Source organism: Ignavibacteriales bacterium (assembly GCA_026390815.1).
Lineage (GTDB): Bacteria > Bacteroidota > Ignavibacteria > Ignavibacteriales > SURF-24 > JAPLFH01.
In genome coordinates, this window is record JAPLFH010000024.1 from 98,524 (window position 1) to 123,551 (window position 25,028).

Genomic DNA, 25,028 nt, shown 5'->3' on the forward strand with positions numbered 1-25,028 from the left:
AATTTGATAAAAATATAATCCACTTGGTAATTTACTTGCTCCGTCTCTGGCGGAAAATTTAACTTCATACGTTCCGACATCTTTATATTCATCTACTAATGTTTATACTTCCTTTCCTAAAACATCATAAACTTTCAGAGTTTGCCTTGTCCTGAAATAAGTTGCCCTGGAAAGAACAAAAGGCGCAACAATGTACGAACTCGAAGACTCTTACGCTGATTAACCAATCAAAGGAACATCTATGCGGCTTTGCAAAGGTTTCGTTAATTATTTTCTGACCTGTCCGCCCATTGCGGACTCCTTTATTATCGTAATAATCTCCCGATAGATCTGACACGCAGTTACGGTCAGGGAATCCATTTATTTGTTTTTAACCACTTATATAGCAAATCAGACCACAGCAGTTTGAGCATCTTTCAAAGGAATTTCCGGGTGTTGGTTTGGCATACGATAATAAAGAACGAATGCTGAAACTCCTATTGAGTTGAGCCAGGTTGCAAACATTGATCCTTCATGTTCAATTGCAAGGCCTCCATATCCACCTCCTGGACTAATTAACACAGCAGTACCATTGGCAGTTTCTTTCGGGGCTATATAGGCGTACATCCGTGCCTCTGTTACATTTACAACCCAGGAAGTACCGTATTGTGTTTCTTTTTCAGTAATTCCACTTTTTTCTGCAGGCCTGTTCTTGTATAACTTTATTTCTTCCTGAGCCTGCAAATAGCTGCATATAAGTAGTAACGCAAAACATGAAAGCATTAATTTTTTCATAGCAATTATTTTTATTGTCACCATTATTAAATTTCAAAATGCATTTTAATTAATCACCATTTTCGGAACTCCTCTTGTCGGTATGAATTATTACTCCTTAACTAAATTAATAGTCACGGAATGATCCGGAACGAGCAGTGAATTGTGAAATCCTTATCGATGATTAAACTTTAATGAAAGTCTTATTTCTATACAGATACCATAGGATCGTGTACAGGATACAAAAGCCACCGATTACCAGAACCAGGTAATTAAAATTTCCAACATATTGTTTTAATCCATATAAAACCTGTTCAGCAATCAGGTGAAAGTTGAATACATGTGAAAGTACATAAGCAACAATTGCATTCATCCCAATAACCCTTAAGGGGTATGCCCATTTTACTTTTCCTTTTACATCTATTACCCAATAGAAAAGTGCCAACAGAAGAAAACAAACACCAGATGATGCAAGGACAAAAGAACTTGTCCAAAGTTTTTTAATGATTGGATGCCAAATGCCTAACAATAAACCAAGCAGAACTCCCGCCACACCGATGATAAATAGGTACAATGCTACTTTCTTTCGTGGAAGATTTGATTTTATAAGTTCGCCGGCAAATACACCAGACAATGTGGTAGCAATAAAACCAAATCCACTAAGCAGCCATGTGTATTGTGTTCCATCCTGAAATTTTCCAAGAACCAGTTGGTCAAAATACCAGGCAAAGCTGCTTTCAGGCAATAATACTCCACTGCCAACTCCTGGAACATTCGGAATGGTAAGAAGTAAAATATAAGCTATTAAACACGAAGCGAAAATAATCAACCTTCCATTTCTTCCGAAATGAATGTAGGCTATACTGGAGAATAAATATCCAACTGCGATGGCTTGTAATGTGTTACTGAAGACACTAAAAGTCTCAATGTTGAATTCCAGTAAATGACCCTGTACAATCCACCCCAGGATAAAGAGTATCACAAAACGCCGGATCAGCTTTTTATATATGGAGAACAAACTTGAGTCTTGCTGCTTTTGTTTTGATAAAGAATACGGTATAGCTGCACCAACAATAAACAAGAATAGGGGCATTACAATATCGTAAATGGTTGAGCCGAACCATTCAGGATGATCAAACTGCTTTGCAACTGCCATTGTAAAGGGTGAACCAACCCCAACATTCAGTGCATTGAAAAAATGGTCGAGAAGAATAATGAATAACATATCAAATCCCCTCAAAGCATCAATTGAAGCTATTCGGGTGGGTTTGGTTACTTCTTTGTTCATTTCAGTATTGTTTAAATGATCGATAATTAATTCTTAATGACGGCTATATTGCCACTATCGGAGCGGAATATCGCCGGCTGCTGCGTAATCTCTTCAGGCAGCCGTGTAAATTTACCTTTTGGTAGAAACAAAACCAAGCCTCTTGGTAATGGAATTTTTCGAACTGAAAATTTACGCTCTGCATCTGGTGAAGAGTTCCTGCCTGTCACGCTCCATCGGCAAATGATTCCGTGGCAGTAAATATGGATTTACCCCAACAATACTTGTCCACTGAAGCCTTTAGCGAAGCAGGATCATCTTTCTTGTCTCCGAAAAACCTCCGCTTGTAATTTGATAAAAATATAATCCGCTTGGTAATTCACTTGCCCCGTCTCTGGTGGAAAATTCTACTTCATAAGTTCCGGCATCTTTATATTCGTCCAACAATGTTATTACTTTATTGCCTAAAACATTATAAACTTTCAGAGCTTGCCTGCTGCCAACTGGTGACCACCATCTGATTTTTGTTATTGGATTAAACGGATTCGGATAATTTTGGTAAAGCTGAATTTCATTTGGCATTTCAGTTTTATTCTCTTTTACGTCAACGGTTGGTCTTAGAGAATTTATTGCATCATCAATCCTTGCCCAATAAATATCTCCTTTTTCCTTTATATCATTATAACGGGAAAAGAAAATATATTTTCCATCCGGCGATAAACTTGAACAACCTTCCCAATAACTTGTATTGATTTGACTGCCTAATTTAATTGGAACGCCGAATTTTCCATCAGTCATAATAAATGCTATAAAAATGTCTCCATTGTAATCGAATAAAACCAAATCTTCATCTGGAGAAATAAACGGATGGTAAGAACCATTTGGTAAGCCAACAGCTTTAATTTCTTTATACTTTCCATCTACCAACTCCGATTTGTAAATTTCCCGAAGTGTAAAATTAGTGAAGTACATTGTATTGTTTTTAGAAAGTGTGCTCCAAAAAACACTATAACTATTAATTGGGGAATCACTCATATCTACCGGCGTTGAGTATCCATCGGAAGTTTTTTCAACATAAGTGATTTTGGAATCATATTCTCCGACCATGTAAGAAAAAAATACTTTACTGCCATCATATGTATAAAACGCCTCAAACTCTTCGCTATTGTTTCTTCTTAAATTAGCAACCTTTGGTGTTGACCACGAACCATCTGGTTGTTTATTCATTACCATTAATCCATAACCTGTTCCGCTTGCAGTATAAAATATTTCTGATAAATCCGGAGATACTGCCAGCCCATATTCATCTCTATCCTTAAGAGTAATGATTCCCTTTCCAAAGATAACTGCATTTGCATCCGGTGGATTACCAAAAAGCGTATCATCCTGGGCAAAATTATTTTTGTGGTTTTCTAAATCTTTTTGCAAATCAGTTATTTCATTCCTGTTAAAAGAAAATGTGGAATTGGTAAATAACAAAAACAGGACCACTGTTTTTAGCATACTCTCAACAATTACAGGTTGGTAAAATAATTTCATAATCAAGTCTCTCTTTTTTATTGTTCGGGTATTTCTTAATACAGATTATGTTTTGAAATAAACAGGAGTATCAATGCTCTTAATTAGTCGTTCGCAAATTTAGGAGGTAGTAATAAAAACGACTAATGTTTTTAATTAAACGGTAGAATTATTAAGCGAGCGGTAACTCAATTTGGCAAGAACCTATAAGAATTATTGAATCCTAAAGTTGGATTATAAATTTTGCTTTCAAATCAGAAGCATATCTTCTACTAATTTCAATTGAGCCATTAGTACTTAAAAAAAATACTTCGTAAGTGCTGTTGTTTTTTTTCTTAATTTCTTTTACCTGGTTGATATTAATAATGTACGAGCGATGAACTCTAATAAATTCTTCCCGTGGCAATAAGTCTTCCCATCTTTTCAAAGTTTGTGGTAAAACTTTGGTGTTTGTTCCTGAAAGAACGACTTTAGAATAACAACTATCTGCTTCAATAAAGCAAATGTCTTTTAGCTTAATAAATGAAGCGCGGTTACCATTGGATAAAAATATGGTGTCCGTAATAGTATAGTTCGGGCGATTGGTTGTTTCTGTTTTTTCTTTAAGCAATCGATTAACAGCTTTATCAACCCTCTCTTTTTTCAATGGTTTTAATATGTAATCCAGTGCATTCACTTCAAAAGCTCTTATTGCATATTCATCATAAGCTGTAACAAAAATGGTTTTAAAACCAGTATCAATTTTATCCAGCAATTCAAAACCATTTTCTCCAGATAAATTGATATCAAGGAAAACAACATCAGGCTTATTTTTCTTGATTAGTTCAATTGCCTCGGGAATTCTGGATACTGCACCAATTATTTCAATTGGATAATCCTTTAAATAGAACATCAAATTTTCTATTGCTAAAGGTTCATCTTCTACTATTAAAGCTCTCATTGTTATGCCAGGTTTATTGATATTTGCGCGTGAACAAATCCATCTTTTTCATATAGATTAAATTCATGAATAGAAGGATAAAAAAGGGCAAGTCTTTTTCGAATATTCTCAATGCCTGTTTTAGTGCTCTGTTTTTCATTGATTTCTGAAGTCTCTACTTGAACTAATTTGCCGGAGTTACTAATTAGTATGGAAAGCTTTTCATCTTTTAATTCAATTTTTATTTTAAGCTGAAGTATTTCCATTTTTGATGCGAACCCATATTTAAGAGCGTTTTCTACCAATGGATGAATTAGAAAAAATGGGATTCTGATTTTAAGAACATCGGGATCAATTTGCATACTTGTTTCAAGTCGATTTCCAAATCTATCTTTTTGAATTGCCAAATATTTTTTTACGGCTTCAATTTCTTCACGTATTGTTACAAGCATTTGATTGTTTTTTGATAAAGTATATCGAAAAAAATCAGCCAAATCTCCAATCATTTCTTTTGCGTGCGATTTATCTTTCTCAATCATAGATTGAATTGCATTTAAGGAGTTAAAAAGGAAATGAGGATTAATTTGATAACGAAGCATCAACAGTTGAGCTTCATTAGCCAGCGCTTGTGCTTCAGCAATTTGCTGTTCCTGTTTGTTTATAACAGTACGGTAATAAATAATATAGAACAAACTGGTTGTACCTATAAAGGTTACAAAACTATTTATAGCCGCTTGAAATATTGCTTGAACACTTATTTTCCATGCTGCGGCATTCACCCAAAAATTAAAATTAACTATATACAACGAGGCATCAGCAATTGATAAAAGCATCGTAGAAATTATTATAAATACCATTAATAGAAATGACCTGTTAGAGTATTTATTCAATAGCTTCATCTGAATGTTGAATAGTAAGAAGCAAATCAGAAATCCTGGTAATAATCTGGTTAAATTGGAACCAATAAAGATGACAGTGCTTTTAGGAAAAGATGCCACCCAAAATATTGAATCGAGAAGCATCCAAAAAAAATAAATAGAAAACATTAAAAGGATTGATCTGGTTTTCCGAATCGTAACTTTATAATTCAGCGCTTCTGATAATCTATCGTTCTTTTTCTGCAATAATTCCACTCGATATTTGTAAAAGCTTGAAGCTGGTATTTATTCATATAACCCATGCTCGGCTCAAAGATAGTTGAATCATGAAAAAAATCAAAGTTAGGAATTTGATAATACATAACAATCATTCCAAACCAATCTTAAAATTATTCCTGCTTAGCTATAAGAATCCCCATGTGTAAGGCAGAAGAAAAATGTTTTAATAAGATGAAGCTGAAATATTTTATTAATTGGTTGGATAAATATGTGAATAATGTTTATAAGAAACAATTCGGAATATAAACTCCGATTATGAAATTAAATCCCATTTGAAAATAAAATTATTTTTCCATCAAGGCTACATTTTCTATATGATAAGTATGCGGGAACATATCAACTGGTTTTATCTTTAATAATTTATACCCGGCGGATTCAAATAATTTTAAATCCCGCACTTGAGTTGTTGGATTGCAGCTTACATAAACAATCCTTTTTGGATTTAATTCGATAACATCATTTACAGTAGCCGGATTCATTCCCGTTCGTGGAGGATCAATAATAATTGTATCCGGTTTAGGCAGTTCTTTTTCTTTCGCAATTCCTAAGAATGATTTATTTAAATCGGCTGAAATGAATTGAACATTCTTTGTGTTATTCAACTTACTGTTTTCCTGTGCGTCTGCAATTGAAGAATCTATCATCTCGAAAGCGAAAACCTTTTTGCAGTTATCCGAAATAAAAATTGAAATTGTTCCGGAGCCAGAATATAAATCGTACACAATTTCACTTCCGGCAAGCTCGGTAAAATCTAAAGTTGTTTGATATAGATTTTCAGCTTGCAGAGTGTTGGTTTGGAAAAATGAATTTGGACTAATTCTAAATTTGTATTTACCGATTGAATCATAAATAAATCCATTTCCAAAAAAAATCTTTTCATAATCGCCAAGGGCAATTGCAGCTTTTTTGGTGCTGATGTTATTTACTACTGTTGTAATCTCCGGAATTCGCTTAATGATTGATTTGGTGTATTCTTCTATAAGATCGTCATTCTCTTCTGACGTAACAAGGTTAACCATTAAATCATTTGTAGTGCGGGATTGTTTAACAACTAAGTTTCTTAAATATCCGCTGTGTGTGTAGGTTGAGTAGATGGTAGAGTTCCGTGTTTTAAAAAATTCTCTTGTGAAGTTGAGTATTTGATTGCTTTCCTCGGACTGCAGGTGACAAGATTCAATATCAAGCACCTTGTTGAATATTCTTGGAACATGAAACCCGAGAGCAAAATTGTTATCGGGAATGATTCTTTCCATATCAAGATTGGTAAGCCATTTTTTATCGGCAAAAGAAAACTCGAGTTTGTTTCTATAAAAAAATTGTTTTTTTGACGGAACAACAGTTAGCATTTCATAATTTTCAAATCCCCCAAGTCTATCAAAAATGTCTTTAACCTGTTCTTGTTTATATTTCAACTGTGTCAGATAATTTAGATCTTGTTGTTTACATCCACCGCAAATGCCAAAGTGCTTACATTCTGCAATTATTCTTTCGGGTGATGGAGATAAAATATTTTCAATTTTCGCTTCAGCATACGAGCTTTTTACTTTAATGATTTTTGCAATAACTTTATCGCCGGGATATGAACCATTAACAAATATTACAAAGTTTTTTTTCTCTTGTGTGTCTTCTACAGAAAAAGGTTTGTTATTTTCTAAATCGATTCGGGCAATTCCCTTCCCTTCAAAAGCATATTTAGAAATTTCTAATTCAAGCAACTCACCTTTTTTCAAACAATCCTCTCGATTTTAAAAAATAGGCGAATCATAGATTCGCCTTTAAAGAATAATTATAAATTTTACTTATTCGTATTTCCCTTCAATGGCTTTACGAACAAAACCATCTGCTTTAATTAATCTTTGGTGAGCCTCATCCGCTGTTACATTTGCTCTAATCATAACAAGCGCTGTTTTTACATGACCGCCTGCCTGCTTTAAGTAATCTTCGGCTTTGTCATAAGGAACACCGGTAATTGTCATTACAATTCTTTTTGATCTTTCTACTAATTTTTTATTTGTCATTTGAAGATCGATCATCATATTCTCATAAACTTTTCCCAGTCTAATCATAGCTGTTGTTGTTAACATATTAAGGACTAATTTTTGTGCGGTTCCGCTTTTCATTCTTGTTGAACCCATAATTACTTCAGGACCTATATAGGGACAAATTGCGACATCAACTTCTTTAATATCAAAATTTTCCCTAGGATTGCAAGTTATATACAAAGTTACAGCACCCAATTCTTTTGCCTTTTTAACTGCTCCAACAACATATGGGGTTCGCCTGCTAGCAGCAATACCACAAACAACATCTTTTCCTGTTACTTTTGCTTTAACAACATCAGCGGCACCATTTTCTTCGTAATCCTCTGCCCCTTCTTGTGCTTTAAACATTGCCTCCTTACCCCCAGCGATATATCCATCAATTAAACCTGGTGGTGTTCCAAATGTTGGTGGGCATTCTGAAGCGTCTACAACACCAAGTCTTCCACTTGTACCAGCCCCAAAGTATAAAAGTCGCCCCCCGTTTTTAAAAGCTTTTACTATTAACTCAACCGCTTGCGCAATATATGGAAGTTCTTTCTCAACAGCATAAGGAACCGTTTTATCTTCGTTATTTATTATTTTTAAAATATCCGCAGTAGACTTAGCATCAATATCCATCGAGTGCGGATTTCTTTGTTCGGTTGTAAGATTTGCTATTTCATTAAAAAGCTTTTTAGTATTTATATCCGTCATTTATTTAATTCCAGTAGTAATAATTTTTTCCCTTTTTCGTTTCTTATATTGTTTGGCTTATATGATAATTCAAAAACAGTTAATTTTTTGATGACGGTTTTATATTTTAATTCCGCTTTTTTTATTTCATCACCAAGGTCTCCCCCTTTTATAGAAGCTAAGAATGCTTTCTCTTTAATCAGCGGTAGAGAATAACTGATTAACATAATGAGTGGTACCGTAGCCCGGCTTACTACCAAGTCGAAGGAATTTGAATATTTTATAATAAATTCAGGGTTTTCAACTCGCGAGTTTTCCGCCGTAACATTACTTATTTTAAGTTTATTAATAAACTCGTTCACTGCAGTAACCTTTTTTTTGATAGAATCAACCAAGAGCCCTTTTGCTGTTGGTCGAACGATGGCTAAAGGGAGCCCTGGCAATCCGCCCCCCGTTCCAATATCCAAAAAGTTATTAATCTTATCTGGTAAAAAAACATTTAAATAAGCGGAAATAAATATGTGGTTTTCTACAACCGAATTAATATCTTTACGGGAAATTAAATTTAGGGTGAGATTTTTTTTAGAAATTAATGAAGTGAAAATAGAAAGTCTTTCAAGTTGATTTTCTTCAGGATTATGTCCGTTTTCCCGAAAGAGTGATGTAAGCTGACGAAGATACTGTTCTTGAGCATCCAATGAATTTTCCAAACAATAATGAAATTATCGTTTCAAATATACTAATAAAACTGATATATCTGAAGGAGTTAATCCAGAAATCCGGGTGGCTTGACCAATTGATCGTGGTTTTATCTTAGACAATTTTTCTTTTGCTTCAGAAGAAAGGGATGCCACTGCTCGATAGTTGAAATTTAAAGGTATTGCAAAGAACTCATATCTTTCCAACTTATCTATTTGATCTTTTTGTCGTTTGATATAACCTTCATATTTTAGCTCAATTTCTACTTGCATCAATGCTGTTTCATCATTTAGCAAATCAGCGAGGTTATTTCCATTTTCTTCTTTTATACACATCAATAATTTTTTCAAAGATATTTCCGATCTCTTACATAATTTTGAAACAGTTTCATTTGATATTATTTGATTTGTATTTTGCTGATTAAGTAGTGGATTTACAGAATCTGCGGTCAACTTTGTTTTATTACAAATATCAATAGATTTTTGTATTAATATTTCTCTTTTCTTAAAATATTCAAATAATTCTTTGGTGATGAGTCCAAAATTGTAACCATATTCCAAAAGTCTTCTATCTGTATTATCCTGTCTTAGTATTAATCTGTGTTCAGCTCTTGAAGTAAACATTCTGTATGGCTCATCGGTTGATTTTGTAACAAGGTCATCAATTAAAACTCCTATATATGCTTCACTTCTTTTTAAAGTAAAATCTTTTTCTTTCCGAATTTTTAGGCCAGCGTTAATTCCTGCGATTATTCCTTGAGCCGCAGCCTCTTCATAACCGGATGTTCCATTTATTTGACCGGCAAAATATAGGTTCTTTATCAGTTTTGTTTCCATCGTAAGGTCAACTTGATAGGGCGGAAAGTAATCGTATTCAACTGCGTATCCAGGACGCACCATTACTGCATCTTCAAGTCCAGGTACTGTATGAATTGCCTCAAGTTGAATTTCTTCTGGAAGCGATGAAGAAAATCCATTAAGATAGATCAAATCACTATTTAAGCCTTCTGGTTCTAAGAAAAGTTGATGTCGTGTTTTATCTTTAAACCTTACAATTTTATCCTCAATTGAAGGACAATATCTAGGACCGGCTCCCTTTATTAAACCGGTAAATAGTGGTGATTCAGAAAAGCCCTTTTCCAATATTTTATGTGTTAGAAGATTAGTGTATGTTAAATGACAACTTACTTGCGGTTGAAAAGGAAAGCTCGATTTATCTGTTCTTAACGAAAAAGGTTGAATTTGTTCATCTCCAGCTTGCTCTTCTAGTATTTTAAAATTTATTGATTTTTTTAAAAGTCTTGGTGGTGTTCCAGTTTTTAATCTTCCAGACTGAAATCCCAAATTAATTAGCGAGTCTGTTAGTCCAAGTGAGGGCTTTTCGCCAAAACGCCCGCCCGCCGTACTTTTCATCCCAGTATGCATTAATCCATTCATAAAAGTACCAGAACATACTATCACAGATTTGCAAAAAATATGTTCATTATTAGAAATTAAGACACCAATTACTTTTTGATTTTCTATAATAAGGTCTTTAACAGAAGTTTCGATTACACTTAAATTTTTTGTTGAAAAGACAACATTTATTGCTTCATTAGAATATAGTTCGCGATCCGACTGACATCTGTGAGCCCATACTGCCGGACCTTTTGATTGGTTGAGTGTTCTAAACTGAATTCCGGTTCTATCAGCAATTAAACCCATAACACCACCAAGAGCATCAACTTCATGAACTAAATGTCCTTTTGCACTACCGCCTATTGCAGGATTGCATGACATCCTTCCAATTGCTTTTTTATCCATTGTAATTAGTAAAACAGAACAACCCATATTGGCACTAGCTACGGCGGCTTCAATGCCAGCATGACCGCCCCCGATTACCAAGACATCAAAATTTTCCATATTCCCTTTTCAAATTGAATCGTTTCACGTGAAATATATTACTTCCCAATGCAGAATTTAGAAAAAATATTATTCAATATATCGTCAGAAGTTATTAAACCAATTATTTCATTTAGACAGTTTTCTGCGATTCTGAGATCTGCCGCTATATATTCCCCGCTAAAATTGTTTTTCAATGACAAACCTGCCTCTAACAAATGAGTTTTTGTTTGTTCTAATGCAGAATAATGTCTTACATTTGTCAGTATCGCTGTATTTTCACTATATGTAAATTCTCCGAATGATCTTTCGCGTACAAGATTAATGAGATTTTGAATGCCCGCGCCGGTTAAAGAGGAAATTCTAACATCAGCAATAAAATTTGGATCATCTTTCAAATCAATTTTATTAAGAACCGTAATAATTCTTTCTTTATTAGATAGGTTTATTATTTCTTCATATAAATTTTTTGAAAAACCTTGCTGGCTATCGAAAAGAAAAAGAATCAAATCTGCTTCACGGGTAACTTGTCGACTTCTTTCCACACCCTCAATTTCTATTTTATTTTCGGTCAATCTTATGCCGGCAGTATCATAAAGCTTATACAAGATGCCATCAATGCTAATATCCTCATGAATAATATCACGAGTTGTTCCTGGAATTTCACTTACAATCGCTCTTGATTCTTTTAACAAATAATTTAGTAATGAAGATTTCCCTACATTTGGTGCACCAACTATTGCAACATTCAATCCATCGGTTATTATTTTTCCAAAGGAATAAGATTTAAGAAGTAAATCAATTTCTTTAGTAAGCGAATTAATTTTTTCGCCGATGTTCTTTTTGGTTATTAATTCTATATCTTCTTCTGCAAAATCCAATTCTAATTCTATTATGGAAGATATTTCCAACAATGAATTTCTTAAATATTTTATTTTTGCTGAGAGGATACCATCAAGTTGATTTCTTGCACCTTTTAAAGCTGCTTCAGTTCGGGAATTGATCAGATCAACAACTGCTTCAGCTTGAGCCAAATCTATTTTCCCATTTAAAAAAGCTCTTTTAGTAAACTCTCCTGGTTCAGCCATTCGAATATCTTGTTCAAGTAGAGAAGAAATAATTCTTTGTGAAATTATCTGGCTTCCATGGCAGCTAATTTCAATACAATCCTCACCGGTATAAGAATTAGGTGATCTAAAAACTGAAACCAAAACATCGTCAATATAAGCGCTATTTGCTGTTTTAATTTTACCATAGTGGATTGTGTGAGAAGCGGAGTTTTGTAAGTCTGCTTTTCCATAAAAGAGATTATTTGCGACTTTAATGCTTTGCTTTCCGCTAAGACGAATTACGGCAATTGCCCCAGAACCTGGCGGCGTTGCTATTGCTACTATGGTATCTTCGTTATTATTATTCATTATAAAAAATTACGTATATTCCAAAGTAATCTCAATGAACAAAAAAATACTTAAAAACAAGGAGAAATATTTATTCTTTAGTGCAGTTTCACGTGAAAGTGTGCGATTCAAATTTAAAGCAATATATTGGATCTGAATAATTAAGTTTGATGTATAACCAAATGAAGTAATAAGGATTTACATGGCATTTAATTTTAACAAACTAACTGTAAAATCACAAGAATTAGTTCAATATTCTATTGAAATCGCTCAAAATTATAATAATCAACTAGTAGAGCCCGAACATTTTCTTGCAGCAATGATCCAGGATGAAGGAAATATTGTTGTTTCCATGCTAAAAAAAGTTGAAGCAAATATCAACCATCTTAAAATTAAAATAAATGAAGTTTTGGAAAAATTACCAAAAGTAAGTGGTGCTGGAATCGGTAATCAACAACTTTCTCAAAACACAGCGAAGCTTCTTGATAATGCTGCAGAAGAAGCGGGGAAACTAAAGGATGAATTTGTTTCTACCGAACATATTTTATTATCATTAATCTCAGTGACTGGAAAAGCCAGCCAAATATTAAAAGATAACGGATTAAACCGGGAAATAATTCTTTCAGCATTAAAGGATATTCGGGGCAATCAAAGAATAATTTCTCAGACAGCAGAGGATACATATCAGTCTTTAAAAAAATATGGAAGAGATTTAAATGAATTGGCTCAAACCGGAAAATTAGATCCTGTAATTGGAAGAGATGAAGAAATAAGACGTGTCTTACAAGTACTTTCCAGAAGAACTAAAAACAATCCAGTTATAATTGGTGATCCAGGAGTTGGTAAAACAGCAATTGCAGAAGGAATAGCACATAGAATAGTAAGTGGAGACATTCCGGAAAATCTAAAAACAAAAAGAATTGTTGCTCTGGACATCGGTGCATTGGTAGCCGGAACTCAGTTTAGAGGACAGTTTGAAGAACGTATAAAAGCAGTTATAAAAGAAGTGCAAGATTCAAATGGTGAAATAATTTTATTTATAGATGAACTTCATACATTAGTTGGTGCTGGTTCAGCTCAAGGTTCAATTGACGCAGCAAATATATTAAAGCCAGCACTTGCACGGGGTGAACTGCATGCCATTGGTGCTACTACCTTAGATGAATATAGAAAATATATTGAAAAGGACGCTGCATTAGAAAGAAGATTTCAACCGGTATACGTTGGTGAACCAACTGAAGAAGATGCAATTTCCATATTAAGAGGATTAAAAGAAAGATATGAAATACACCATGGAGTTAGAATTACAGACGGAGCCATTATCGCAGCGGTTAAATTGTCTAAACGATATATAGCCGATAGATTTCTTCCGGATAAAGCAATTGATCTGATTGATGAAGCAGCATCCAAACTTAGAATTGAAATTGATTCAATGCCAGAAGAGCTTGATACTATTGAGCGAAAGCTAAAACAATTAGAAATTGAAAAAGAAGCTTTACTTCGTGAAAAGGAAGAAGAATCTGGTAAAAGGATTAACGAATTGAATAAAGAACTTGTTGGATTGATTGAAGAACGAAATAGGTTGAAAAGTCACTGGGAATTAGAAAAAGGAAAAATCCAAAATATACAAAAAATGAAAAGTGAAATAGAGAATGCAAAAATGCAATCTGAACAACTGGAACGGGATGGTAATTTGGCTAAAGTTGCAGAACTTAGATATGGAACAATAATTTCTTTGGAAAAAAAATTAAAACTTGAGTCCGATCAATTAAATGAAATACAAAAATACCACAAGATGTTAAAAGAAGAAGTGGACCCTGAGGATATTGCAGAAATTGTAGCTAAGTGGACGGGTATTCCGGTAAGTAAAATGATGGAGAGTGAAAGAACTAAATTAGTTCGGATGGAAGATGAATTGCATAAACGTATTATCGGTCAGGATGATGCGGTGGTGGCTGTCGCTAATGCAATCAGAAGATCGCGTGCTGGTTTGCAAGACTCAAATCGCCCCATCGGATCATTTATCTTTTTAGGAACAACGGGTGTTGGAAAAACAGAATTGGCTCGGGCGTTAGCAGAATTTTTATTTGATGATGAACATTCATTAGTCCGGATTGATATGTCAGAGTATATGGAAAAATTTTCAGTATCAAGATTAATAGGAGCACCTCCTGGATATGTAGGTTATGAAGAAGGTGGACAATTAACTGAAGCAGTAAGGAGAAGACCATATTCGGTTGTTCTTTTAGATGAAATTGAAAAAGCTCATCATGATGTATTCAATATTTTGCTTCAGGTACTTGATGATGGACGTTTAACTGATAACCAGGGAAGAACAGTTGATTTTAAAAATACTATTATTGTAATGACTTCAAACATTGGCTCGCAGTTAATTCACGATAAACTTGAATCATTTACTGAAGAAAATGCAAGTGATATTCTGGACGATCTGAGAGTGAAATTAATAGAGATGTTAAGAAAAACAATCCGACCAGAGTTCTTAAACAGAATTGATGAAGTAATAATTTTTAAACCATTGCTTAAAAATGAACTTAGAGAAATAGTCGATTTACAGCTTCAAAAATTAGTTAGATCACTTGGTGAAAAAAACATATTGCTTAAAGTTGATGATGAAGCGAAAGATTGGCTCGCAAAAATTGGTTATGATGTAACTTATGGTGCCAGACCATTAAAACGAACTATCCAGAAATATTTAGTTAACCCACTCTCCCAGGAAATATTAATGAATAATTTTAGAAGCGGAGATTCAATAGTTGTTCGGGTTGGCGAAAATGGAAAATTTAGTTTTATCAAGCAGTAATATTTTTGTGGAGATTATATGTTAGAAAAAATTAAAACTTCAGTAACAATTTCTACTACGCCGGAAATATTATATAAAGCCTGGTTAAACAGTAAAGAGCACAGTGCATTCACTGGTGGAAAAGCAGTTGTTAGTTCTAAAGTCGGAGCAGGTTATACCGCCTGGAATGGTTACATTTCTGGAAAAAATATTTTACTCTATTCAAATAAAAAAATTATTCAATCATGGCGGTCAACAGATTTTCCTGCTGGTTGTCCGGATTCAAGGTTAGAAATAATTTTTGGTGCCACAAAAACCGGAACAAAAATTACTTTAATTCATTCTGATTTACCGGAAGGACAAGGGAATGATTATAAAAAAGGTTGGAAAGATTTTTATTTCCAACCAATGAAGAAATATTATAAGAAAAAATAGATCCCAGCATAGAAATATTTTTGTGAAAACAAATGGTTGTTGCCAATTGCAATCCTATCTTGGAGTAGTTGTTTATTTGTTTCCCGCTAATTTTTTATATTTGTTTTGCAAATAAATAACCCGGGAGTTCGTTATGAAAAAATCAGTTTTAATTCTTCTTATAGGAAGCAGAAAAGAATCAGCAATCAATGTTCAAAAAGTGCTTACTGGCTGGGGATGCCTAATCAAAACGCGTCTTGGTATACACGACGGTGTTCTGGATAATTGTTCTGACCAGGGTCTTTTAATATTGGAATTAGTAGGTGAGCCGACACAAAAAGAAGAACTTGCCAGAAAAGTTGCCGTAATTAAAGGGGTTAGTTCTAAATTAATTGAATTAGAAGTACCCGAAGAAAAAACGGTTTAATTTGAAGATTACACCTAGAACACAAAGTCGAAAATAATTATCAGAGATCTCACCGATCTCACAATCCTTTTTTAACTCAAGTATAATTTTTGATGAACACAAAACTTTTTTTTATTCGTAAAACAAAAAATCTTTTTGAAAGATTTAAGCTGCACATTTTTATCAATCCTTTTAGCAACATCTTTTTGCAATTAGTTTATCTTTCAAAACTATCCAAATGGATCAATGACGCACCAAAACCATCCTATAATGATTTCTATTGTAAAAAAGTTGATTACGGTAAACGGATGTTGATGCATAAATACATTTTGGAAAAAGAAGAACTTGAAAATGATATTGACTATTTGGAATTCGGTGTAGCAAGCGGAGTATCTTTTAAGTGGTGGGTAGAAAATAATAAAAATACTAAATCGAAATTTTATGGCTTTGATACTTTTACTGGTTTACCAGAAGATTTTGGCGTGTTCAAAAAAAACGATTATTCCCAGAATGGAAAATTCCCACCGATCAATGATGAACGTGTTGAATTTTGGAGCGGAATGTTTCAAAAATCTTTACCGAAATTTTTGAACAAGTTTTCTTGGAATCGTAAAGTTGTAATTCATATGGATGCCGACCTGTATTCATCGACTCTTTATGTGTTAACCTCCGTTGCAAGATATTTAAAGGAGGGAGATATTATTATTTTTGATGAGTTTGGAGTGCCAACACATGAGTTCCGCGCATTTGTAGATTTTTTTAGCGCATATCCAATGAAATATGAATTACTTGCTGCTACAAATAATTATTTGCAGATTGCGATAAAAATTATTGAAGTTAAATAATTTTTACCGGGAACCATCTTCCAAAAGAAAGTTAGCCGCCAGAGCAGCTTTAATTTTTTCTAACTAAAATCGCCGCCCATTTGGAATTAAGTTTAATTTTAATTTCGGAAGTATCAGAATTAAATTGCTCTCCATTTAGTACATCATAATACTCTTCTTTTATTGTAACCGGAATGCGAACACTTTTCTTCAACCTGCTATTATTTATAACAACAATAACTTTTTGGCTCTCATAATTTCTGGAGAAGACGTAGACTTCATTTTTATTATCAGCCAACACAGTGTGGAAATCGCCAAGTTGCAATACCGGCAAACTGTTTCGTATTTCAATTAATTTTTTATAATGTTTGAAAATGTCTTTGTTGAATTCAACTTTATCAGGGTTAAACTTTTTTGTTTGATCGGGTAGAAATATTTCATCTTCATATTTATTGTCTTCCCACACCATTGGTTTGCGGCAGCAGGGATCATTAGCGCCCCACATACCAGCTTCGTCTCCATAATAAATCATAGGCGCACCAAGATAAGTCATCTGAAAAATCGCCATCAGCTTTTGAATTTGGATTTCATCTCCATTCGGTTTTCTTGTATTGTATTTTGTATTTTCCGCTTTCGATTTTTGGAAGAAGTCCGGCCAGTTGCTGTAAGAAGCTAAATCCCGGTTTACAATATGGGAAAGTAATCTGTTTGTATCGTGGCTATCGAATAAATTCTGCTGAACAAATGAAACTCCTGTAATAAATGATTCGCGCAATTCTTTCAACTTCTTATCAAACTCAGAGGTTTTCAATCTATTATTTTCATCAATAAAATATTCGGAAGAAATAAAAGCGAAGTTATAATTCATAACTGCATCAAACTCGTCTCCTTCAAGATATGGTTGGATTGCTTTTATCGAATCTATAACCTCGGCAGTTAAGTATGCTTCCGGATTTATCGACTTAACAACTTTCCGCCAGTCTTTCCAGAATGCGTGCTTCACACAGAACGCTACATCAAGGCGCCAGCCATCTATACCTACTAAAGTGTTTCCATTGCCAGCCGGATCCATCCATCTTTTTGTTGCAGCAAAAATATATTCTCTGGGACCCTTTACAATTCCGTTTTCATCTTCTCTTAATTCTGGAAGATCTTTTACTCCAAACCAGCCTTCATAATCAAATTTTTCTCCTTTGGCTGGATTATTCCAGGACTTGATTGTGAACCAATCCTTGAATCGTGACTTTTGTTGATTCTTCAAAACATCCTTAAATGCAAAAGAGTTAATCCCCATATGATTAAAAACGCCATCGAATATTATTCTCATTCCTCTTTTATGAATTTCTTCAATTAACTTTAAAACAAGTTTATCTGCCTGGGTCCAATTCCACGTTGATGGATCGTCGGGGATTTCTGAAGCAATTAACTTTCTATCACCATCCGGATCTGGACCAAAATTTGGATCGACGTGGTGATAAGTTGCGCCATCATATTTATGAAGAGAGGGAGCTTCAAAAACAGGATTGAGATAAATGGCGTTTACACCAAGCTCCTGTAGATAATCAAGTTTGTCTATTATTCCTTTAATATCTCCGCCGTATCGTCTTCGCTGGATGTTGTACCAAACATTCTTTCCGTTTTGCTTTTCCCAGGGTTGAAGCTCATACCAATCCGATGTCCACGGGCTGATTTGCCATGGTGAAGTTGTATCGTGAGGCCAGCATCCGCGAATGTTTTCAAATATTGGATCATTTGATGGATCACCATTCCTAAATCTTTCCGGAAAGATTTGATACCAGACTGCTTTCTTTGCCCACAGCGGAACAAATTCTTCTGTGTTTTTTAATTGATCAGGATTCATTTGAACATCCTTTGTAAATTGAGACAAAAGATTTGATGAAAGAAAAATTAATATTATTAAATAGGATAGAAATATTTGATAAATCATATTATTATTTGTTTTCTGAAAATATAATTATAATGATTCTAAGATGGTAGGATTTGTTTGGTGATTTGGATGAAGATAAATTTAAAATAAGAAAATGATGGAATGGTGAATATAGATTTCATTCACCATTCAGCAAAAGGTTACCAGCTAATTCAACCCGCACATTCCAGTAGAACAACCGCCGGATGGTAAACCACAATTTCCGCTTGCACAGCTATCATTATAGGAAGATCCTGAAGATTCATTCATTGATGCGCTGAAAGTAGATAAAAGTTTTTTTGCATTGGCTGAGCTGCATTTTGGACAAGATACTTCCGATAAATTAGCACTGGATTTATGGAGTACTTCGTATTTTGTATTGCAGTCATTACATTTATATTCGAAAATAGGCATACAATTCTCCAATTTTTTTAATTTATATTGTTATGTGATGAATCGTTTTGCGAATGGTTTCAGCAAAACAAGAAAAATATAATCGGCAATTCCAAAAGTTTTAAATGACAACTATTGTAGAGTAAATCAATTTATGATTGAAATATTGTTAACTATTCTTTCAGACCAAGAAAAGAAATCAGCCGGTTATGAGCTTCGTCCGGAAGATTAACATTATATTTTTTATAAAAGTCGATTGTCGTTTCAACACTTTTGAAATAACTCTGGCAGGCAGAACAGCTATCAAGATGGTTTTTAATTGCAACGCATCTTGGAGAATTTAGCTGTTCGCCGAGATTATCACAAATGTGACTCATCACTTCTTTACAAGTTATATTATTTTCCATATTGCATTGTTTTGTTTAGTTCGTTTCTTAAAAAGGCTCTTGCTCTGTGTAACCGAGATTTTACAGCAGGCACAGAAAGCCCCACAATTTTACCAGTTTCCTCAGTGGATAATCCCTCAACATCCCTAAGCATAAAAACAATTCTATAATCAGCGGGCAATTTTTCAATCGCACCATCCAGTAAATTTTTTAGCTCGTTGTTATCAGTAATTCGTTCTGGAGAAATATTCCAATCTGTAATACTGCTTTCATCAATTAAAGCGTCATCGTCATCAAACGATGCAAACATTTCTCTTTTACTTGCTCTCGCAAGCATCAGGCAGTGGTTGGAAACTATTGTGTAAAGCCAGGTTGATAACTTCGATTTACCATCAAATTGATTAAGATTTTTTACCATACTCAGAAATGTTTCCTGCATGGTATGTTCGGCTTTATCTTTATTCCTGCAAATCTTAAAAGCAAAGTTGAATATCGTCTGCTCGTAATTTTTTACAAGTTCTGTCAGCGCTTTTCTATCGCCGTTCTTTGCCTGATTTATTAATTCACTTTCTTCCATTTTATGTGATGCTCTTTCTTTATTAAAGATTCGTCCTTTATTTTATGTCTAAGGGTTTTACTTGGTGGTACAATACCGACATTTATTTTTTATTTAATTTCCAGGCTTTTCCATAAATACCAACTTGCCACCGAACTAAAAGGACTCCAATTGTTTTCTTTAGAAATTTTTATGATCCTCTTTTCATCGGGCAATTTCTTTAGATTGTAAATTAACATAATTGCACGCTTTAATCCAAGATCACCAGTGGGTAAAACATCTGATCTTCCTAAAGTAAAAATAAGAAACATGTGTACTGTCCAGGTTCCAATCCCTTTTACTTTTATTAGCTCGTTTGTAATCTCTTCATTTGATTTGATCTGTATTTTTCTAAAACTTATTTCTTTACTAATAATTTTTTCAGACAGATCTTTTACAAACTTTACCTTAGAATTTGATAAACCAAGAGCACGAATATCAGTATGTTCGGCATCTAAAATTTTCTTTGGTTTAGGATCCTGGTTAAAGTAATCCATAAATCGCCTGTAAATTGAGTCCGCCGCTTTAAGTGATAATTGTTGTTGAATGATTGAACCCAACAAAGAAATGTAATAATCATTATGCGGCTGCAAATTGCATTTACCAATCTTTTTTATTAAAGTTGAGAGGCGTTTATCGTTCCTTGAAAGATGAACAATTCCTTTTTCAATTTCTTGCTTTGTCATAGTAAAAATCGCGTATTAAAAATCAATTAAAAATTTATGCTCGCACAAACACTAAAAAATATAAAAGAAAATAAGTTATTCAAAAATATAAAAGAAGAAGAATTTAATCTTCATTTAAGTCCGGATAATTTGCTTTATAAGTTACGAGGTGATGTAATTTATAGAGAGGGCGATGTTGCGGAAAACATTTTCCTTATTATTAATGGTGAGGCAAGGATAGTTAAAGAGCGGCTACTTGGAATGGCGAAAAGGGTTATTAGAAGTGAAAACGATTTTTTAGGCGAGGAAGATTTTTTGGAAAATATGCCGCGTAGCTCCACCGCATTTGCACTTAAAGATTGCAAACTTGTTGTTCTTGAAAGAGCCGAGATTGATTTTTTGATTAGCGATAACGAAAAAATTCTTGAAAACCTTAAAAGAGAGTCAGATGAAATTATTGATTTAGTAAAACCGGCTTCATCAAATGAATTAAAAGAAGCAGAATTAAAACAAAAAGAACTTGAAAAGGATATTAACGGTACTGATTTTATAAAGGAAAAAGATTTTGATTTTAATAAAATGGAAGCGCCGGTAATTGAAAACGAGGGAAGCGTTGAGCAAAAACCGGTACACATTGAATTGGGAACTAATGCTGAAGCTATTTCTAAGGAAGAAGCTGAACCGGTTGACAAGATAGAATCAAAACAGCTTTCGGACGAACAACTGCATTTAATTATTCGCGCAGCACAATCGGTAAATAGTAACATAAAACTTGAGGATGTTCTTAAGTCCATTTTAGACTCCGCGCAGCGCCTAACACATGCAGAAAGAGGAACTCTTTATTTGGTTGATAGAGCGAAGGAAGAAATATGGTCGAAGGTTTTGGATGGTGATAATATTACCGAAGTTAGATTAAGAATTGGAGAGGGAATTGCCGGATGGGTTGCACAAAATAAAGAAGTAGTTAACATTGGTGATGTTAAGAACGATGCAAGGTTTAACCAGGATTATGATAAAACAAGCGGCTTTCAAACTAGAAATATGTTGTGCTTTCCTATCAAAAATAAATCTGATGAAGTTGTTGGAGTTCTTCAATTATTAAACTGCAAGTATGGCGAATTTACAAAATTTGATGAACGGTATTTAGAAATGCTTTCTGTTCACGCCGCGCTTGCATTGGAAAATGCTGAACTTGTTGAAAAACTTTTACAGACAGAAAGAATAAGCTCGCTTGGTAAAATGGCTAACTTTCTTATCCAGGATATTAAGAAACCGATTCTTGTTAGCAAACGATATGCTGAGCATATGAAATCAAAAAATCCTCCGCCTGAGTATAGCCAGGTTTTAGATATGATGTTGGAACAGTTGAATCATGTAGCCGATCTTGTCCAAACAACTTCAAGTTACTCTGAAGGAAATTCAATTGTTCAATCAATAACTTACAAATTAAATGAAACATTAAATGAAATTCTTGCAAAGCAGGAATCTATTGTACGGATTAGGAACTGCGCGATTGTTAAAAGTTTTGATAATGATACTACTGTAAAAATAGACAAGAAAGAATTTTCAATTGCATGTATGCACATCATCAGAAATGCCTGCGATGCAATGCCGGATGGAGGAAAAATTCTTGTTACAACAAAAATAGTAAAGAGCTACGTTGAAATTTCCTTTAAAGATAATGGCTTGGGAATTCCGGACAGCATTAAAGAAAAAATATTCGATCCATTTATGTCTCATGGAAAGAAAGAGGGAACCGGGCTCGGCTTATCAATTACCCGCAGCATTATTGAAAACCACAACGGCAAGATTGATGTTGAAAGCGATCTTGGCGAAGGAGCAACTTTTATTATTACACTTCCAACATTTTAGTAAATATGGTTGCTGATTAAGTGAAACAAATTCATTTTTCATTCAACCATTAATTTTTATTGTTATGCAAAAGTATAACCTGATCACTATCCTTGGTGCAACTGCTGTGGGTAAAACCTTTCTTGCCTCGCAGCTTGCCAAAGTATTTAATGGGGAAATTATATCTGCGGATTCCCGCCAGGTTTATAGAGGAATGGATATAGGCACTGGAAAAGATTTGCAGGATTATGTGGTTGATGATTTTCATGTTCCATTTCATTTAATTGATGTTGCTGAACCAACAGAAGAGTATAATCTTTTTCAATTCGTAAAGGATTTTACTGCTGCATTTCAAATAATAAAATCGCACAACAAAATTCCATTTCTTGTTGGAGGCACCGGTCTTTATCTTGACGCTGTTCTTAAAAATTATTTGCTAAAAGAATCGTTACCAGATAAAGATTACCAGGATTATCTTCGTACTTATTCTCTGGAAGAGCTTCAGAATAAATTATTGAAACTTAATCCGGCACTACATAATACCACAGATTTGTTAGACAAAGAAAGAGTAATAAGGGCAATTGAAATTGCAGTAAATGCAAGCAAGGAAATTGAAAAGCCGGAAATAAATTCGATTGTTATTGGTGTTAGGTTAGAGCGCACTGCTGTTAAGGAAAGAATTACAACCAGGCTTAAGATCCGCCTTGACTCCGGTATGATTGAAGAAGTTGCCCGCCTTGTTGAAAACGGATTGAGTTATGATAAATTAAGTTTCTTTGGTTTGGAGTATAGATATATTGGATTGTACCTGCAAGGCAAGTTGAGTTTTAATGACATGTTCCAAAAATTAAATAGTTCGATTCAAAGTTTTTCAAAAAGGCAAGGAACCTGGTTTAGAAAAATAGAGAGGGAAGGAATTTTTATTAATTGGATTGATGGTGCCGATTTTGAAAAAGCAGCCAGGATTATCAAAGAAAAATATTTTTTGGAATTTTTTTAATTCACGCCAGTGCATTAACAGAATCATTCATCAACATATCAAACCACGCATTAAATTATCAACAATTAAACAATGCAGCAATTAAACAATAGCAATCTAAAAACAAATTTACCGTCAGAAGTAGAGCGGTACTTAAATAAATACTCACTCACAACCTGGCAAATGGAAGGCTGTGCGCTTGATAATATTAATTGCATTGTTGTAATTCCTGCAATTGCAGAATACGAAAACATTCGTACGCTTATTTCTTCACTTGCTGAAAATGAAAATTTTTTTTTGAAGAAACATTAATTCTTTTTGTCATAAATAATCTTCAATCTTCTTCTGAAGAAGTTAAAAGTGATAATTGGAAATCGATTCAGCTTCTTAAAGAGGTTCTGCTTGGTAAAGCAAAGGATGAGTTAGAAAAAAAAGTATTTGCAGCTAAACTAAAAATTGGTTTTATAGATGCTTCTTCAAAAGGAAAGGAACTTCCGGAAAAGGATGGCGGAGTTGGGCTTGCAAGAAAGATTGGGTTGGATTTATCTCTTAAAGTATTTAATTACAATTCTTCCAGAAAAAAAATTCTTGTTTGTCTTGATGCAGATTGCACTGTTGATAAAAATTATCTTACTGAAATTCATCAGTCATTCAAACAAAAAAATATTTCAACCGCATATGTAAACTTTAATCATCCATTAAAAGGGAACGCAGAAGATAACCTTGCAATTATCTGTTATGAAATTTTTCTCCGGTATTATGTTCTTGGTTTGCAACTTGCAAACTCGCATTTTGCTTTCCATACTGTTGGTTCAACCATGGTTTGTGATTATTTAAGCTACATAAAAGTTGAGGGAATGAACAAGCAAAAAGCCGCAGAAGATTTTTATTTTATGGAAAAACTTGCAAAGAATTATAAAATAGAAAAGATAGAAACTACAAATATTTATCCTTCAGCAAGACCATCGTGGCGGGTTCCATTTGGAACCGGGCAGCGGATTAGCCGGTTTCTATCTAACGCGCAGAATGAATACTTGCTTTACTCGCCGGAAGCATTCATCATCTTAAAAAAATGGTTAGAGATTTTTAATAACTCATCAATCAAATCATCAATGGAATATTTGGAAGAAGCCCGGGATATTCATCAATCACTTTATGATTTTTTAATTGAACAGAAGTTCGACTCAAATTGGGAAAAAATCAGGAATAATTATAAAAATTCAGAGACACTTCAAAAGCAAAAAATTTTTTGGTTTGATGGATTCAAAACCTTGAAGTTAATTCACTATCTGCGGGACGCAGCCTTTCCATTAGTTCCAATGTTTACAGCAATTGATGAGTTGTTGAAATTATATGATTCTTCCAAGGTTATCGGCTGGGGTGATTCCAAGATTCCACCGATTGATATTCAAAAAAAATATTTGGAAGCATTAAGGATTGTGGCTTAAAAAACAATCGCCAAATTTTTCCATAACCAGAGCCTT

24 protein-coding genes are annotated in these 25,028 nt (G+C 34.0%); 8 read left to right on the forward strand and 16 right to left on the reverse strand.

Going from position 1 to position 25,028, the window contains the following annotated elements:
- Window positions 1-390 precede the first annotated feature (390 nt).
- From NTX22_08080 to mnmE, 11 genes are all read right to left on the reverse strand, one after another.
- Window positions 391-762: a hypothetical protein gene (locus NTX22_08080; GenBank protein MCX6150462.1), complete on the reverse strand. Its 372-nt coding sequence runs from the start codon at window positions 760-762 to the stop codon at window positions 391-393.
- 175 nt (window positions 763-937) lie between these two features.
- Window positions 938-2,041 (reverse strand): DUF5009 domain-containing protein, encoded by a 1,104-nt coding sequence (locus tag NTX22_08085; protein ID MCX6150463.1) that lies wholly within the window; start codon window positions 2,039-2,041, stop codon window positions 938-940.
- 279 nt (window positions 2,042-2,320) lie between these two features.
- Complete coding sequence (locus NTX22_08090) at window positions 2,321-3,559, reverse strand: T9SS type A sorting domain-containing protein (protein ID MCX6150464.1); 1,239 nt, start codon at window positions 3,557-3,559, stop codon at window positions 2,321-2,323.
- A gap of 202 nt (window positions 3,560-3,761) precedes the next feature.
- Complete coding sequence (locus NTX22_08095; protein ID MCX6150465.1) at window positions 3,762-4,478, reverse strand: LytTR family DNA-binding domain-containing protein; 717 nt, start codon at window positions 4,476-4,478, stop codon at window positions 3,762-3,764.
- Between the two features lie 2 nt (window positions 4,479-4,480).
- Window positions 4,481-5,314, reverse strand: a complete 834-nt coding sequence (locus NTX22_08100; protein ID MCX6150466.1) for a histidine kinase — start codon at window positions 5,312-5,314, stop codon at window positions 4,481-4,483.
- A gap of 230 nt (window positions 5,315-5,544) precedes the next feature.
- Window positions 5,545-5,697 carry a hypothetical protein gene (locus NTX22_08105; GenBank protein MCX6150467.1) on the reverse strand — a complete coding sequence of 51 codons (153 nt, stop codon included), beginning with the start codon at window positions 5,695-5,697 and terminating at the stop codon, window positions 5,545-5,547.
- Window positions 5,698-5,898: 201 nt separating this feature from the next.
- Complete coding sequence (gene rlmD / locus NTX22_08110) at window positions 5,899-7,344, reverse strand: 23S rRNA (uracil(1939)-C(5))-methyltransferase RlmD (protein MCX6150468.1); 1,446 nt, start codon at window positions 7,342-7,344, stop codon at window positions 5,899-5,901.
- 69 nt (window positions 7,345-7,413) lie between these two features.
- Window positions 7,414-8,349 carry an N-acetylmuramic acid 6-phosphate etherase gene (murQ, locus tag NTX22_08115; protein MCX6150469.1) on the reverse strand — a complete coding sequence of 312 codons (936 nt, stop codon included), beginning with the start codon at window positions 8,347-8,349 and terminating at the stop codon, window positions 7,414-7,416.
- On the reverse strand, window positions 8,346-9,026 hold the full coding sequence (rsmG, locus tag NTX22_08120) for a 16S rRNA (guanine(527)-N(7))-methyltransferase RsmG (GenBank protein MCX6150470.1): 681 nt from the start codon (window positions 9,024-9,026) through the stop codon (window positions 8,346-8,348). The genes murQ and rsmG overlap by 4 nt, the downstream gene beginning before the upstream one ends.
- Before the next feature lie 24 nt (window positions 9,027-9,050).
- Window positions 9,051-10,928, reverse strand: coding sequence for a tRNA uridine-5-carboxymethylaminomethyl(34) synthesis enzyme MnmG (mnmG, locus tag NTX22_08125; protein MCX6150471.1), 1,878 nt, complete (start codon window positions 10,926-10,928; stop codon window positions 9,051-9,053).
- Between the two features lie 38 nt (window positions 10,929-10,966).
- Window positions 10,967-12,325, reverse strand: a complete 1,359-nt coding sequence (gene mnmE / locus NTX22_08130; protein ID MCX6150472.1) for a tRNA uridine-5-carboxymethylaminomethyl(34) synthesis GTPase MnmE — start codon at window positions 12,323-12,325, stop codon at window positions 10,967-10,969.
- A 181-nt stretch (window positions 12,326-12,506) separates the two neighbouring features.
- On the opposite strand from mnmE, the gene clpB reads away from it, so the two are divergent.
- The 4 genes from clpB (at window position 12,507) to NTX22_08150 (ending at window position 16,769) form a co-directional block, all read left to right on the forward strand.
- Window positions 12,507-15,125, forward strand: coding sequence for an ATP-dependent chaperone ClpB (clpB, locus tag NTX22_08135; GenBank protein MCX6150473.1), 2,619 nt, complete (start codon window positions 12,507-12,509; stop codon window positions 15,123-15,125).
- A gap of 18 nt (window positions 15,126-15,143) precedes the next feature.
- Window positions 15,144-15,539, forward strand: coding sequence for an SRPBCC domain-containing protein (locus NTX22_08140; GenBank protein MCX6150474.1), 396 nt, complete (start codon window positions 15,144-15,146; stop codon window positions 15,537-15,539).
- A 133-nt stretch (window positions 15,540-15,672) separates the two neighbouring features.
- Window positions 15,673-15,945, forward strand: a complete 273-nt coding sequence (locus tag NTX22_08145; protein ID MCX6150475.1) for a hypothetical protein — start codon at window positions 15,673-15,675, stop codon at window positions 15,943-15,945.
- 92 nt (window positions 15,946-16,037) lie between these two features.
- Entirely contained in the window at window positions 16,038-16,769 is a 732-nt protein-coding gene (locus tag NTX22_08150) for a class I SAM-dependent methyltransferase (GenBank protein ID MCX6150476.1), read from the forward strand.
- A gap of 49 nt (window positions 16,770-16,818) precedes the next feature.
- Here NTX22_08150 and NTX22_08155 read toward each other — a convergent pair whose 3' ends face one another.
- From NTX22_08155 to NTX22_08175, 5 genes are all read right to left on the reverse strand, one after another.
- On the reverse strand, window positions 16,819-18,609 hold the full coding sequence (locus NTX22_08155) for a glycoside hydrolase family 13 protein (protein MCX6150477.1): 1,791 nt from the start codon (window positions 18,607-18,609) through the stop codon (window positions 16,819-16,821).
- A gap of 234 nt (window positions 18,610-18,843) precedes the next feature.
- A complete protein-coding gene (locus NTX22_08160) occupies window positions 18,844-19,089 on the reverse strand; it encodes a zinc ribbon domain-containing protein (GenBank protein ID MCX6150478.1) in 246 nt (81 codons plus the stop codon).
- 152 nt (window positions 19,090-19,241) lie between these two features.
- A complete protein-coding gene (locus NTX22_08165) occupies window positions 19,242-19,475 on the reverse strand; it encodes a hypothetical protein (GenBank protein MCX6150479.1) in 234 nt (77 codons plus the stop codon).
- The gene (locus tag NTX22_08170; protein ID MCX6150480.1) at window positions 19,465-20,031 is read right to left on the reverse strand and encodes a sigma-70 family RNA polymerase sigma factor; all 567 of its coding nucleotides are present in this window, start codon (window positions 20,029-20,031) and stop codon (window positions 19,465-19,467) included. The genes NTX22_08165 and NTX22_08170 overlap by 11 nt, the downstream gene beginning before the upstream one ends.
- Window positions 20,032-20,120: 89 nt before the next feature.
- On the reverse strand, window positions 20,121-20,735 hold the full coding sequence (locus NTX22_08175) for a hypothetical protein (protein MCX6150481.1): 615 nt from the start codon (window positions 20,733-20,735) through the stop codon (window positions 20,121-20,123).
- Window positions 20,736-20,771: 36 nt separating this feature from the next.
- Here NTX22_08175 and NTX22_08180 point away from each other — a divergent pair, with 36 nt between their 5' ends.
- The 4 genes from NTX22_08180 to NTX22_08195 all read left to right on the forward strand — a co-directional run bounded on the left by NTX22_08180 (window position 20,772) and on the right by NTX22_08195 (window position 24,992).
- Window positions 20,772-22,586 carry an ATP-binding protein gene (locus NTX22_08180; GenBank protein ID MCX6150482.1) on the forward strand — a complete coding sequence of 605 codons (1,815 nt, stop codon included), beginning with the start codon at window positions 20,772-20,774 and terminating at the stop codon, window positions 22,584-22,586.
- A 64-nt stretch (window positions 22,587-22,650) separates the two neighbouring features.
- Window positions 22,651-23,565, forward strand: a complete 915-nt coding sequence (gene miaA, locus NTX22_08185; protein MCX6150483.1) for a tRNA (adenosine(37)-N6)-dimethylallyltransferase MiaA — start codon at window positions 22,651-22,653, stop codon at window positions 23,563-23,565.
- 72 nt (window positions 23,566-23,637) lie between these two features.
- On the forward strand, window positions 23,638-23,856 hold the full coding sequence (locus NTX22_08190) for a hypothetical protein (GenBank protein ID MCX6150484.1): 219 nt from the start codon (window positions 23,638-23,640) through the stop codon (window positions 23,854-23,856).
- Between the two features lie 224 nt (window positions 23,857-24,080).
- Complete coding sequence (locus tag NTX22_08195; GenBank protein MCX6150485.1) at window positions 24,081-24,992, forward strand: hypothetical protein; 912 nt, start codon at window positions 24,081-24,083, stop codon at window positions 24,990-24,992.
- Window positions 24,993-25,028: the final 36 nt, after the last annotated feature.

What these genes read in the sequence shown, in the direction of transcription:
- mnmG (MCX6150471.1), bottom strand. Translation starts at nt 10,928, where the DNA reads ATGGAAAATTTTGATGTCTTGGTAATCGGGGGCGGTCATGCTGGCATT.
- NTX22_08180 (MCX6150482.1), top strand. Translation starts at nt 20,772, where the DNA reads ATGCTCGCACAAACACTAAAAAATATAAAAGAAAATAAGTTATTCAAA.
- NTX22_08095 (MCX6150465.1), bottom strand. Translation starts at nt 4,478, where the DNA reads ATGAGAGCTTTAATAGTAGAAGATGAACCTTTAGCAATAGAAAATTTG.
- NTX22_08145 (MCX6150475.1), top strand. Translation starts at nt 15,673, where the DNA reads ATGAAAAAATCAGTTTTAATTCTTCTTATAGGAAGCAGAAAAGAATCA.
- NTX22_08105 (MCX6150467.1), bottom strand. Translation starts at nt 5,697, where the DNA reads ATGTATTATCAAATTCCTAACTTTGATTTTTTTCATGATTCAACTATC.
- NTX22_08100 (MCX6150466.1), bottom strand. Translation starts at nt 5,314, where the DNA reads ATGGTATTTATAATAATTTCTACGATGCTTTTATCAATTGCTGATGCC.
- NTX22_08140 (MCX6150474.1), top strand. Translation starts at nt 15,144, where the DNA reads ATGTTAGAAAAAATTAAAACTTCAGTAACAATTTCTACTACGCCGGAA.
- NTX22_08085 (MCX6150463.1), bottom strand. Translation starts at nt 2,041, where the DNA reads ATGAACAAAGAAGTAACCAAACCCACCCGAATAGCTTCAATTGATGCT.
- NTX22_08080 (MCX6150462.1), bottom strand. Translation starts at nt 762, where the DNA reads ATGCTTTCATGTTTTGCGTTACTACTTATATGCAGCTATTTGCAGGCT.
- mnmE (MCX6150472.1), bottom strand. Translation starts at nt 12,325, where the DNA reads ATGAATAATAATAACGAAGATACCATAGTAGCAATAGCAACGCCGCCA.
- NTX22_08090 (MCX6150464.1), bottom strand. Translation starts at nt 3,559, where the DNA reads ATGAAATTATTTTACCAACCTGTAATTGTTGAGAGTATGCTAAAAACA.
- murQ (MCX6150469.1), bottom strand. Translation starts at nt 8,349, where the DNA reads ATGACGGATATAAATACTAAAAAGCTTTTTAATGAAATAGCAAATCTT.
- clpB (MCX6150473.1), top strand. Translation starts at nt 12,507, where the DNA reads ATGGCATTTAATTTTAACAAACTAACTGTAAAATCACAAGAATTAGTT.
- NTX22_08150 (MCX6150476.1), top strand. Translation starts at nt 16,038, where the DNA reads ATGAACACAAAACTTTTTTTTATTCGTAAAACAAAAAATCTTTTTGAA.
- NTX22_08165 (MCX6150479.1), bottom strand. Translation starts at nt 19,475, where the DNA reads ATGGAAAATAATATAACTTGTAAAGAAGTGATGAGTCACATTTGTGAT.
- NTX22_08160 (MCX6150478.1), bottom strand. Translation starts at nt 19,089, where the DNA reads ATGCCTATTTTCGAATATAAATGTAATGACTGCAATACAAAATACGAA.
- NTX22_08155 (MCX6150477.1), bottom strand. Translation starts at nt 18,609, where the DNA reads ATGAATCCTGATCAATTAAAAAACACAGAAGAATTTGTTCCGCTGTGG.
- miaA (MCX6150483.1), top strand. Translation starts at nt 22,651, where the DNA reads ATGCAAAAGTATAACCTGATCACTATCCTTGGTGCAACTGCTGTGGGT.
- NTX22_08175 (MCX6150481.1), bottom strand. Translation starts at nt 20,735, where the DNA reads ATGACAAAGCAAGAAATTGAAAAAGGAATTGTTCATCTTTCAAGGAAC.
- NTX22_08170 (MCX6150480.1), bottom strand. Translation starts at nt 20,031, where the DNA reads ATGGAAGAAAGTGAATTAATAAATCAGGCAAAGAACGGCGATAGAAAA.
- NTX22_08190 (MCX6150484.1), top strand. Translation starts at nt 23,638, where the DNA reads ATGCAGCAATTAAACAATAGCAATCTAAAAACAAATTTACCGTCAGAA.